This window comes from Variovorax sp. RTB1, from assembly GCF_035018765.1.
In the GTDB taxonomy this organism is placed as follows: Bacteria; Pseudomonadota; Gammaproteobacteria; order Burkholderiales; family Burkholderiaceae_C; genus Variovorax.
The window spans coordinates 172,183-183,265 of sequence record NZ_JASJXG010000006.1; the positions used below are offsets into that span (position 1 = coordinate 172,183).

The 11,083-nt window shown below is 64.3% G+C and carries 11 protein-coding genes; 8 read left to right on the top strand and 3 right to left on the bottom strand.

What is annotated here, in order from left to right:
* Positions 1-12 precede the first annotated feature (12 nt).
* Positions 13-966, top strand: coding sequence for a protein translocase subunit SecF (gene secF, locus QN397_RS06865; protein WP_323500506.1), 954 nt, complete (start codon positions 13-15; stop codon positions 964-966).
* A 95-nt stretch (positions 967-1,061) separates the two neighbouring features.
* A complete protein-coding gene (locus QN397_RS06870) occupies positions 1,062-3,494 on the top strand; it encodes a DUF1631 family protein (RefSeq protein WP_323500507.1) in 2,433 nt (810 codons plus the stop codon).
* A gap of 21 nt (positions 3,495-3,515) precedes the next feature.
* Here the strand turns inward: QN397_RS06870 and QN397_RS06875 are convergent, their stop codons facing one another.
* From QN397_RS06875 to QN397_RS06885, 3 genes are all read right to left on the bottom strand, one after another.
* Positions 3,516-4,031: a DUF494 domain-containing protein gene (locus tag QN397_RS06875; RefSeq protein WP_323500508.1), complete on the bottom strand. Its 516-nt coding sequence runs from the start codon at positions 4,029-4,031 to the stop codon at positions 3,516-3,518.
* Positions 4,032-4,107: 76 nt separating this feature from the next.
* Entirely contained in the window at positions 4,108-5,274 is a 1,167-nt protein-coding gene (dprA, locus tag QN397_RS06880) for a DNA-processing protein DprA (RefSeq protein ID WP_323500509.1), read from the bottom strand.
* A gap of 9 nt (positions 5,275-5,283) precedes the next feature.
* Positions 5,284-6,504, bottom strand: coding sequence for a LysM peptidoglycan-binding domain-containing protein (locus QN397_RS06885; RefSeq protein WP_323500510.1), 1,221 nt, complete (start codon positions 6,502-6,504; stop codon positions 5,284-5,286).
* A 162-nt stretch (positions 6,505-6,666) separates the two neighbouring features.
* On the opposite strand from QN397_RS06885, the gene def reads away from it, so the two are divergent.
* The 6 genes from def to QN397_RS06915 are packed head-to-tail and all read left to right on the top strand — an operon-like array spanning position 6,667 to position 11,014.
* Positions 6,667-7,188, top strand: a complete 522-nt coding sequence (def, locus tag QN397_RS06890; protein WP_323498205.1) for a peptide deformylase — start codon at positions 6,667-6,669, stop codon at positions 7,186-7,188.
* Positions 7,189-7,217: 29 nt separating this feature from the next.
* Positions 7,218-7,706 (top strand): hypothetical protein, encoded by a 489-nt coding sequence (locus QN397_RS06895; RefSeq protein ID WP_323498206.1) that lies wholly within the window; start codon positions 7,218-7,220, stop codon positions 7,704-7,706.
* Positions 7,703-8,686, top strand: a complete 984-nt coding sequence (gene fmt / locus QN397_RS06900; protein WP_323500511.1) for a methionyl-tRNA formyltransferase — start codon at positions 7,703-7,705, stop codon at positions 8,684-8,686. Before QN397_RS06895 ends, fmt begins: the two co-directional genes overlap by 4 nt.
* The gene (locus QN397_RS06905) at positions 8,686-9,426 is read left to right on the top strand and encodes an AzlC family ABC transporter permease (RefSeq protein WP_323500512.1); all 741 of its coding nucleotides are present in this window, start codon (positions 8,686-8,688) and stop codon (positions 9,424-9,426) included. The genes fmt and QN397_RS06905 overlap by 1 nt, the downstream gene beginning before the upstream one ends.
* The gene (locus tag QN397_RS06910; protein WP_187053571.1) at positions 9,426-9,776 is read left to right on the top strand and encodes an AzlD domain-containing protein; all 351 of its coding nucleotides are present in this window, start codon (positions 9,426-9,428) and stop codon (positions 9,774-9,776) included. The genes QN397_RS06905 and QN397_RS06910 overlap by 1 nt, the downstream gene beginning before the upstream one ends.
* 44 nt (positions 9,777-9,820) lie before the next feature.
* Positions 9,821-11,014 carry a phosphoglycerate kinase gene (locus tag QN397_RS06915; protein ID WP_323500513.1) on the top strand — a complete coding sequence of 398 codons (1,194 nt, stop codon included), beginning with the start codon at positions 9,821-9,823 and terminating at the stop codon, positions 11,012-11,014.
* Positions 11,015-11,083 lie beyond the last annotated feature (69 nt).

The following is an 11,083-nucleotide window of genomic DNA, read 5'->3' on the forward strand; positions in this document are numbered from 1 at the left end:
GAAGAACAGGCCATGGAATTCTTCCGCATCCACAAGACCATCCCGTTCATGCGCCACGCGCTGGTGCTGAACATCATTTCTTTCGTCACCTTCGCGCTGGCGGTGTTCTTCCTGCTGCACCGCGGGCTGCATCTGTCGGTCGAGTTCACCGGCGGCACGGTGATGGAGGTCGCCTACGCGCAGTCGGCGGACATCGGCAAGGTGCGCGAGAGCGTCGCAAAGCTGGGCTATCCCGACGTGCAGGTGCAGGCTTTCGGCTCGTCGCGCGATGTGCAGATCCGGCTGCCGGCGCAAAAGGGCATGAACGCGACGCAGCAGAGCGCGCGAGTCATCGAGGCGCTGAAGGCGGCCGACCCCGCCGCCACGCTGCGCGGCACCGAGTTCGTCGGCCCGCAGGTCGGCGAAGAGCTCACCACCAACGGGCTGAAAGCGCTCGGCATGGTGGTGGTCGGCATCATGATCTACCTGGCGTTTCGCTTCGAGTGGAAGTTCGCGCTGGCCACGGTGCTGGCCAATCTGCACGACGTCGTCATCATCCTGGGCTTCTTCGCGTTCTTCCAGTGGGAGTTTTCGCTGGCGGTGCTGGCGGCAGTGCTGGCGGTGCTGGGCTATTCAGTGAACGAGTCGGTGGTGATCTTCGACCGGATTCGCGAGAACTTCCGGCGCTACCGCAAGCTGTCGACGGTCGAGATCATCGACAACGCGATCACCTCGACCATCAGCCGAACCATCATTACCCACGGTTCGACCCAGCTCGTGGTGCTGTCGATGTTCTTCTTCGGCGGCCCGACGCTGCACTACTTTGCGCTGGCGCTGACCATCGGCATCCTGTTCGGCATCTACTCATCGGCCTTTGTGGCGGCGGCCATCGCAATGTGGCTCGGCGTCAAGCGCGAGGACTTGATCAAGGGCCCGACCAAGCGCGAAGGCGATCCGGACGACCCGAACGCCGGCGCGGCGGTGTAATGCAAGTGATTGGAGTAACGGATACTCTTGTGCGCAATTGTTTCCCGATGCAAGCTCGCTACTGTGGAACTGCTTTTTTGCCGCCCTGATCCCTCATGAGTACGTCGCGACCCCCCGCTATCTCCCTGCAGCTCGCCCGCGAGACCCGTGAGCGTTTCGTCGCCGCAACCGAGACAGTGATTGCCCCCGCGGCGCTCGCCATACGTGAACGCCTTTCGTCACTGGCTGCGCAAACCGGTAACGCGCGGGCGATGCAGGAGAACCGCGACGACTTTCTGTCGTTCCAAGGTCAGGCGTCGAACTGGGTTGCGATGTCGCAAGCCAGCTGGCGCAAGGTTCTCGGGACCAGCACGGGCGGCACCACGCAGAATTCGCTGTCGCGCCTTGAACTGATCGGCGACGAGGTGGTGGAAAACAACATCCTCTCGTCGCGACTCGCCCAACTCATCGCCGACAAGGCCAGCTTCGAACTGAACGACCTGCGGCTGCGCATCCAGCATCTCGAGGGCACCAGCGAACTCGATGCCAAGGACGTTTTCAAGCCTGAAACGCTCGCCAAGCTGCTGGTCGAGCAGTGGCTGGCGGCCGGGCTGACCCGGGCGATGTGGACCAAGGTCCAGGATTCGATCCAGGTGAAGCTGGTTGAGGCGGTGGTGAAAGCCTACAAGGACGCCAACGCTTTCCTGATCGGCAAGGGCGTGATGCCCGAGATCGATCTCAAGAGCTTCGTCAAGCGCACTGGCAACGCCGCTTCGGGGACGATGCCGCTGGGGAACGGCTACGGCGGCGCGCAGTCGTCCGGCCCCGGGCCTGCCGGGCAGTACGGCGGTGGCGGCGCGTCGAGGGGAATGCAAAGTATCGCCCCGCCCGGCAGCTTTGCGCCCGCTGCCATCGGGGTCGGCATGGGCTGGGGCGGCGGTGCCGGAAATTCGCAAGGCGGCGGCAACGAAGGTGTCGTTGCAACGGGCGGCTCGCCGCTGTTGATGGCGCGTCAGCGCGCTCAGGGCGTGTTGCTTAACCTGAAGCGATTCGTCTCGGCACGGCTCGGAACTGAAAGCAGCAGCGGAATCCAGCATGTCGCCGGATCGGGCGCGCCGGGCGGTGGCTACGCGAACGGCGTCATGGCGCGTGGCGCGGGCGGGGCTTCGCCGGCCTTCGTCGCGGCCATCGCCGATGCCGAGGCCGCCTACCAACTGGCCTCGTCGCAGTACGTGGTGGGCGAAGAGGCAACCGCGCTGCAGCAGACGGCCGCCGATCTGCGCCGACGCACGACAGAACTCAAGAAGAAAGCGCCCACCACCGCCGACAAGGCGACAGTGGAAATCGTCGCGCTCATGTTCCAGGCCATCCTGGCCGAAGAGCGCATCCCGTTCTCGGCGCGGGTATGGTTCGCGCGCCTGCAGATGCCGGTGCTGCGCGTTGCCATCGCCGAGCCGGAGTTCTTCGGCACCCTGCAGCATCCTGCGCGGATGCTTATCGACCGTATGGGTTCGTGTGTGATGGGTTTCGATGCCGCCGCCATTTCGGGCAGCGCGCTGGAGGGCGAAATCCGCCGCGTGGTGCAGGTCATCGAGCAGTATCCGGAAACCGGCCAACGCGTCTTCAAGCTGGTGTTCGACGAGTTTGTCGCTTTCCTGGGCAAATACCTGACGCAGAGCGATGCGACGCAGCGCGTGATGAGCGTGGCGCAGCAGGTCGAGCAGAAGGAGACGATGGCGATCCAGTACACCATCGAGCTCCGGAAGATGCTCAACGATATGCCGGTGCGCGACGAGATCCGCGAGTTTTTGTTCAAGGTCTGGGCCGAGGTTCTGGCCATCGCTGCGCTGCGATACGGTGCGCAAGACGAGCAAACCGTGACGCTCAAGCGCGCGGCATCCGACCTCGTGTGGGCGGCCAGCGCCAAGCCCAACCGCAACGACCGCACCCGCGTCATTCAAGACCTGCCCAAGCTGCTGCAGCGCCTGCGGCAAGGCATGACCTTGCTCGGCATCATCGGCGACCCGCAGGAAGCGCAGATCAAGATCATCGGTGCGACCTTGTCAGACGCCTTCATGTCCAAGACCGAGGCCATTGCGCCGGCCAAGATCGAGGCGATGGCCCAGCGGCTGGCCAACATCGAGGATTTCGTCAGCGACGAAGGCACGGCAGAGTTTCCAATCGACGCTGCCAGCATCGAGCTGCTGTTGGGCGTCGACGCCGCTTCGATCGAAGTGGTGCCCGATACCGGCCAGAAGGTCGGCGAAGAGATGCTGGCATGGGCGCACGAACTGCAGGTTGGCAACTGGTTCATGCTGGACCACAACAGCCGCCCGAGCCAGGTCCAGTTCGTCTGGCGCAGCGATCGGAAGCAACTGCACCTGTTCGCGTCGAGCGATGGCCGCAGCTTTCTGATTCAGGCCGGCCGCCTGGCGTCTTATTTGCAGGCGGGTTTGCTGGTGCCGGCAGAAGAAGAAACCCTGACCGTCCGTGCCACGCGTGAAGCGCTGGCCAAGCTGGACGCCAACCCCGAACGCCTGCTTAACTAGCGGGCGGGGCGACCGCGGTCGCTAGTGCGCGACCCTGTCTTCGCGGCCGTCGCAAAGCTCGTCGAGCACCAGCGCATCAGGCTCGATGCCGGTGCTCCAGTGCACCATCAACACGATGATTTTCAGCTCATCGAGCGCCACCGGATCGCCCGGTGCTGCCATGGCGCGCTCGACGACGATCTCGCGCAAACCCGGTGATAGCACGTTGGCTGTTTCAAGGAAGCTGATGAAGCCCAGACAATCGGCACCGAGGTGGTCTTGCTCGGTCGCCGAATAGACACGCATGGAGTCGGTCGCCTGCGGCAGTGCCGCTTCGCCGGTGCCGCGCAACCCAACGGTGGCGGTCGTCTCGTCGACATGCCTGGTGAGCTGGATGCCCTGCGTGGCAACGGTGAGGCCATCGAGCCATTGCAACGCGTCGCGGATTTCGTCGGGCTCGAAGCCGTGTGCAGTGAGCTTGCGGCCCAGTTGCTCCGGCTCGGGGCACGCGTCGCTGCGCCAGTAGTTTTCGTAGACGAATACAAGCACTTCGAACATGGCACTCAATATAGCCCACCTGCTCGAATCGACCCTGACTCGTTGTGCCGATGCGACGTCGAAGTCCACATCGAAGTCAGCCGACGGCGATGCGCTGAAACAGGCCGCCGGGCAGACGCGCGACGTGTCCGTCGAGTTCCAGTTCGAGCAGCCGTCCTTGCAACTCGGCGGCGCTGTAGCCGGTGCGAGCACAGAGCGCGTCGAGGCTCACCGGATCGAAGCCGAGGTCGTGCAACAGGCCAGATGACGGTTCGGTTTCGTCGTCGTCGGTGCTATCCCCGCCGCCTGTAGCGCCTGAAGCTGAAGAAGCTGCGGACGTCGCACCGCCATCGAAGCGCAATTCCTCAAGAATGTCCTGCACCGACTCCACCAGCTTGGCGCCTTGCCGTATCAACGAATGGCCTCCGCGCGACTGGGGTGAGTGGATCGATCCTGGAATGGCGAATACTTCCTTGCCTTGCTCGACGGCCAACCGCGCTGTGATCAGCGAGCCGGAACGCAGCGCGGCCTCGACCACCAGCGTGCCGCGCGTCAGGCCCGCGATGATGCGGTTGCGCTTCGGAAAGTTTTGGTTCAGCGGCGGCGTGTCGAGCGGGAATTCGCTGACGATCAATCCTTGCGCCGTGATGCGATGCGCCAGGTCACGGTGGCGCGCGGGGTACACCCTATCGAGCCCGGTGCCGACCACCGCAATGGTCGCGAACCGATCGGTGCCTTTGGCAGCATCCAGCGCGCCTTCGTGCGCAGCGCCGTCGACACCCAGTGCCAGTCCAGAAACTACGGTGATATCCGCTTCCCCCAAGGCGCGACCGAAGTCGCGCGCATTCAATACGCCCTGCGGCGTTGGATTGCGGCTGCCGACAATCGCGAGCGCCCGGTCGAGCGCGGTCAGATCGAATTGCGGCGCGCCGATCACGTAGAGCATCAGCGGCGGATCGACCATGTCGAGCAGCGAGGCCGGATAAGCCGGGTCGGCCAGCGTCAAGAGGCGTCGCGTGGCACCGGACGACTCGACCGCCTGCAGCCAGTTCCAGGTTTCGTCGACCAGCGCCGACAAGCCTGCAGGCGTCAGCCGAAGAGCAGCCGCCTGTGCAGGCGATACGACCTGCTGCAGCGCGGCTTCGGATTGCGCAAAGACCTGAAGTGGCAAGCCGAAGGCGGCCAGCAGCTTGCGAGCTGTGGTGTCGCCGATGCTTGGCGTCAGCGTAAGCCGCAGCCAGCCGGCGAGTTCGTCACGTTCCAAACTTACGACTTACGGATTGACGAGGATGTCGCCGGACTTGGGCGTGTCGCTGGAACCGAGGATGAGCGCGTAAGAGGCCTTGTTGAAAACGCGGAACACCATCAGCAAGCCGATGCGTTCGTTAGGCAACTTGAGCGTTTCTTTGGCGCCATTGGTCTTGTCGACGATGGTCTGGCCGTTCTTGAGGATAGCCAGCACCTGACCGCTTTCCATGCCGTCGCGCAGTCCCTTGTTGATGGCGACGATCTGGTTGGTCGCCGCGAAGGTGACTGCGTCGCCGTAGACCGAGACGATGCGGCCGTTGACTTCTTGCGTTGGAGCGCGCGGCACGTAGCTCTGTACTTCGCGTGTCGGTTCGGGCAGCAGCCGGTCGCCAGCACGCATTTCTTCTCGCGCCGCCACGATGTCGATGGTGGCAGGCACCACGCTGGTCACTTCCTTGCCCTCTTCGAACTGGGTGATCGTCGATTCGCCGCGCTCCATGCGGGCGCGGCCGAGGTAGGCGGCCTCGTAGCCGAGGATCTCGCCAGTGGCCGGGTCTTTCAGCGGCGTGGCGTTCCGGTAAATCCGGAACTGCTTGACGGGGCCGCTCGTCTCGACCAATGGCGAATTGATTTCGCCACGGGCATAGGCGCGGTCGCCGCGCGCCAGCAGCACCCGGTCGTCGTTGCCGGCGACGATGCGCGGCGCGGTGATCAAGGTGTTCTCGTCGATGATGATCGCTTCGCTGAGGAAGGGATCGATCAGCGCCGGGCTGAGCGTCGTCAACGCCATGCCCGAAAGCGATTCATAACGGGTGCGCGGCGACAGCTTGATGGTGCCGTCCGGCATGCCGGAACCGCGGCGCGTGCTGAGGCGTGCGCGGCCGCCGGTCTTGTCGAGATAGAGCACCTGTCCTGGGTAGATGCGGTGCGGGTTCTTGATCTCGGTGATGTTCATGCCCCAGAGCTCGGGCCAACGCCACGGGCTCTTGAGGTACATACGGGAAATAGCCCACAGCGTGTCGCCCGGCTTGATGGTGTATTCGTCCGGTGCATTGGGCGCGAGTTCGCTGACCGGAATGCCCGCTTGAGCGGTCTGCTGTGCCACGGCGCGCTGCTCGGGCGTGATCGGATAATTCTGTGCTGAAGCCGCCGTTCCAATGCCGAGACCGGCGCTGAAGAGCGCGGAGGCCACGAGTGTCGTCAGCAGGGTTGGCCGCAAACGGGCGTTGGTTCGGAGTTTTTTCATGGTTTGATGATGTACACGCACAGTGCCGCGCCGGACAAACGTTTCCTCACAATTTGCAACGAATTTTGCGCTGAAGCCCTTGATTGGGCAACGTTTATCAGTTCGCAAGCTGTCTTCGCGTCGCGGAAATGGCGAAAATAGCGACAACTTTTTCTCGCTTTCATGGCTAAAAGAACGATCCTGAGCTTCCCCGACAAACGCCTGCACACCGTTGCCAAACCGGTGCAGGGCGTCGATGCACGCGTCAAGGCGCTGGTTGCCGACATGCTGGAGACGATGTACGACGCGGAGGGCATCGGCCTGGCGGCGACGCAAATCGACGTGCACGAGCGCGTGGTCGTCATCGACATTTCCGAGCATCGCGACGAGCCGATCGTGCTGATCAACCCGGAGATCGTCTGGGCCAGCGACGAGAAGGTGCTGAACGAAGAGGGCTGTCTGTCGGTCCCCGGCATCTACGACGGTGTAATGCGATCGACTTTGGTCAAGGTCGCGGCCCTCGATGCCGAAGGCCAGCTCCGAACCATCGAAGCCGAAGGCCTGCTGGCGGTCTGCGTGCAGCACGAGCTGGACCATCTGCTCGGCAAGGTATTCGTCGAATACCTGTCGCCGCTCAAGCGCAACCGCATCAAGAGCAAGATGCTCAAGGCCCAGCGCGAAGAGTTGCGCGAAACCCAGGCTTGAGAGTGCTTTTGCTTCGGAACAGGTTTTCGGTGAAGGCTTTGTCGTTCGTCGCAGTGCTTGCGGTGCTGGCCAGCTGCGCCAGCGAGCCGACCAATCTTCCGCTAGGCACGTCGCGGGGCGAAGCATTGCAACGCCTCGGCCAACCCACTGCTGTCTACCCTTTGCCCGGCGGCGGTGAACGCCTTCAATATTCGCGCGCTCCGGCAGGCTTCGAAGTCAACGATGTCGACCTTGACGCCGCCGGCCGCGTCGTCGCGATTCGCCAGATGCTCGATGACCGCGCGTTCGATCGCGACATCCAGCCGGGCGTCGGCCTCTGGCGGGAGGCCGATGTGTTGCGTACCTACGGACGGCCGTACGAAGTCACCCGCGTGTCGTCGTTCGATGGCGTGGTCTGGAGCTGGCACTACAAGTCGATGAACACCCGCCGCCTGCTCTATATCTACATCGACCCTCAGGGCGTCGTGGCGCGTTATCACACGGGCGACGACCTCGAGTTCGAGCGGCTGCCCTGGTGAGCAGCCCGCGCATCGTCTTCGCGGGCACGCCCGAGTTCGCGCGCATTGCGCTCGACGCCATCGCTTCGGCGGGATTCGACATCGCGCTGGTGCTGACGCAGCCCGATCGCCCGGCCGGTCGCGGCATGAAGCTGCAGGCGTCCGCCGTAAAGCAACTGGCCGTACTGAACGGCTGGCCCGTCGCGCAACCGCGCAGCTTGCGGCTCGATGGCAAATATCCTGACGACGCCCTCGCTGCACGCGCCACCCTTGAAGCCGCGCAAGCCGACGTGATGGTGGTCGCCGCCTACGGTCTGATCCTGCCGCAGTGGGTGCTCGATGTGCCGCGCCTCGGCTGCCTCAACATTCATGCGAGCTTGCTGCCGCGCTGGCGCGGCGCGGCTCCGATTCACCGCTCCGTCGAAGCAGGCGACATGCAGACCGGCATCACCATCATGCAGATGGATGCCGGCCTCGACACCGGCGCCATGCTGCAGGTCGAGGCGATCGACATCGGCGGCGACAGCACCGCACGATTGCACGACCGGCTGGCCGAACTCGGCGGGCGGCTGATCGTCGACGTGCTGCGCCGCGCCGAGGCCGGTACGCTGACCCCGACGCCGCAGCCGAATGAGGGCACGACCTATGCGCACAAGGTCGAAAAGCACGAGGCTGCGGTCGATTGGACACAACCCGCCGCGGCCATCGTGCGCCGCATCCGCGCCTTCGATCCGTTTCCGGGCGCCATGACTGTGATGAGCGGCGAGTCGATCAAGCTCTGGGCGGCACAAGTGCAGCCGCCGCACGCGAATGAAGTGACCGCCACAGTCAGCGAAGTGCCCGGCACCGTCATTGCCGTAACACCCACCGGCATTGCCGTAGCAGCCGCGGACGGCACGGTATTGCTGACCGAACTGCAACGCGCTGGCGGCAAACGCCTGCCGGCGGCGGACTTCCTGCGCGGCTTCGACATCGAGCCCGGCCGGGTTTTCGGCGGCTGATGTTCTTTCTGCGATCGATCCGTCGGCAGCCAGAGTTTCGCGAAGCTGCCCGCAACATGGCGCCGCTCGCGCTCGGCATCGGCGCCTGGGGCCTGATGACTGGTGTGGCCATGGTCAAGTCCGACATGAGCCTGATCGAATCGGTCGCGATGACCCTGTTGGTCTATGCCGGGAGTTCACAACTCGCGGCCATTCCGTTGCTGGCTGCCGGTGCGCCGGCCTGGGTGATTCTGGCGACAGGCTTTTGCGTCAACCTGCGCTTCGTGGTGTTCAGCCTGCACCTGCGGCCTTACCTGATGCACCTGCCGCGCTGGCGCCGCATGACGCACGGCTATCTCACGGCCGACCTGAGCTACGTGATGTTCACCCGCAAGTACCCGGCACCGCCGATCACACCGGCCGAACAGATCGGCCAGGAGGCGTACCTCGCAGGCGGCTACTTCATGACCTGGTCATCGTGGATGGGCATGAGCCTGATCGGGGTCTTTCTCGCCAAACTGATCCCGCAGTCGTGGGGCCTGGCGTTCGCTGGCGTGCTGAGTCTGGTCGGCATCCTGTGTTCGATGGCGACGACCCGGCTGCGCGTGCTGGCTGCGCTGATTGCTGGCGCCACCGCCGTCGCGGCCTATGCGCTGCCGCTGAAGCTCAACATCGTGGTGGGCATCGGCGTCGCGGTGCTGCTGTGCTTCTGGCTGGAGAAGCAGCTGGGGCTCGACCCGAGCGCGGAGGATGACACCTGATGGCCGGCTTCTCGTTTCTGGGCACCGACATCGGCACGATGGGCATCATCGTCGGCCTCGCATGCGTCACGGTCGTCACGCGCTGCTTCTTCTTCATCCTCGACCGACCGTGGGGCCTGCCCGACTGGGCGCATCGCGCGCTGCACTACGCGCCCGTCGCTGCGCTGGCGGCGGTGATCGCGCCCGAGATCGTCATGTCGCAAGGGCACCTCGTAACCACGCTACACGATGCGCGCATCTACGCCGCGATCGCTGGCGGCGCTTACTATTTCTGGAAGCACGGCGTGCTCGGCACCATGCTCGTCGGCATGGCGGTGTATCTGCCGCTGCATCTCTGGCTCGGCTGGTAACTCTCAGTTCCGACATCGTCAGGGACGACTCCTAGAATCGGCCCATGAACGTCATCCGCTTTACCGATTTGTGTGCCGACGGCAAGGTCGCCGGCCAACGCGTGTTCATTCGCGCGGACCTCAACGTGCCGCAAAACGATGCCGGCGACATTACCGAAGACACGCGCGTGCGCGCTTCGGTGCCGTGCATCCAGCTGGCGCTCGATTCGGGCGCTGCCGTCATGGTGACCTCGCATCTGGGCCGGCCGACCGAAGGCGAGTTCAAGCCCGCCGACTCGCTGGCGCCGGTCGCCAAACGCCTCGCCGAATTGCTCGGCTGCGAAGTGCCGCTGGTGGCGAACTGGGTCGACGGCGTCGACGTCAAGCCAGGGCAGGTCGTGCTGCTCGAAAACTGCCGCGTCAACAAGGGCGAGAAGAAGAATGATCCGGCGCTGGCGAAGAAGCTCGCCGCGCTGTGCGACATCTACGTGAACGACGCCTTCGGCACCGCGCATCGCGCCGAGGCCACGACCTATGGCATCGCGCAATACGCCAAGATCGCGTCGGCCGGCCCGCTGCTGGCGGCCGAGATGGACGCCATCACCAAGGCGCTGGCGCAGCCCAAGCGCCCGCTGGTCGCCATCGTCGCCGGCTCCAAGGTCAGCACCAAGCTCACCATATTGAAGAGCCTGTCGGCCAACGTCGACCAGCTCATCGTCGGCGGCGGCATCGCCAACACCTTCATGCTGGCCTCGGGTCTGAAGATCGGCAAGTCGCTGGCCGAACCCGACCTGCTCGATCAGGCCAAAGCGGTGATCGAGTCGATGCGCGCGCGCGGTGCCGATGTGCCGATCCCGGTCGACGTGGTCACCGCAAAGACCTTCGCGGCCGATGCGCCCGCGACGGTCAAGGCTGCGAACGACGTGGCCGACGACGACCTGATCCTGGACATCGGGCCGAAGACAGCCGAGATGCTCGCCGCCCAGTTGCGCGAAGCCGGCACCATCGTCTGGAACGGCCCGCTCGGTGTGTTCGAGTTCGACGCGTTCGCCAATGGCACGAAGACCGTGGCGCATGCCATCGCCGAGAGCGCAGCGTTCTCGATCGCTGGCGGCGGCGACACGCTGGCAGCCATCGCAAAGTACGGCATCGAGGACAAGATCGGCTACATCTCGACCGGCGGTGGCGCCTTTCTCGAAGTGCTGGAAGGCAAGACGCTGCCGGCTTTCGAAATACTTTCGAAGCGTGCCGCAGGCTGATCCGGAAAAACGAACAAACGACAACGACAACACGAGACAAGCTAATGAACACCCCCGCCCCCCGCGTTC

Coding starts and splice junctions, on each gene's coding strand:
- secF (WP_323500506.1), top strand. CDS start 13: ATGGAATTCTTCCGCATCCACAAGACCATCCCGTTCATGCGCCACGCG.
- QN397_RS06870 (WP_323500507.1), top strand. CDS start 1,062: ATGAGTACGTCGCGACCCCCCGCTATCTCCCTGCAGCTCGCCCGCGAG.
- QN397_RS06875 (WP_323500508.1), bottom strand. CDS start 4,031: ATGTTCGAAGTGCTTGTATTCGTCTACGAAAACTACTGGCGCAGCGAC.
- QN397_RS06885 (WP_323500510.1), bottom strand. CDS start 6,504: ATGAAAAAACTCCGAACCAACGCCCGTTTGCGGCCAACCCTGCTGACG.
- def (WP_323498205.1), top strand. CDS start 6,667: ATGGCTAAAAGAACGATCCTGAGCTTCCCCGACAAACGCCTGCACACC.
- QN397_RS06905 (WP_323500512.1), top strand. CDS start 8,686: ATGTTCTTTCTGCGATCGATCCGTCGGCAGCCAGAGTTTCGCGAAGCT.
- QN397_RS06910 (WP_187053571.1), top strand. CDS start 9,426: ATGGCCGGCTTCTCGTTTCTGGGCACCGACATCGGCACGATGGGCATC.
- QN397_RS06915 (WP_323500513.1), top strand. CDS start 9,821: ATGAACGTCATCCGCTTTACCGATTTGTGTGCCGACGGCAAGGTCGCC.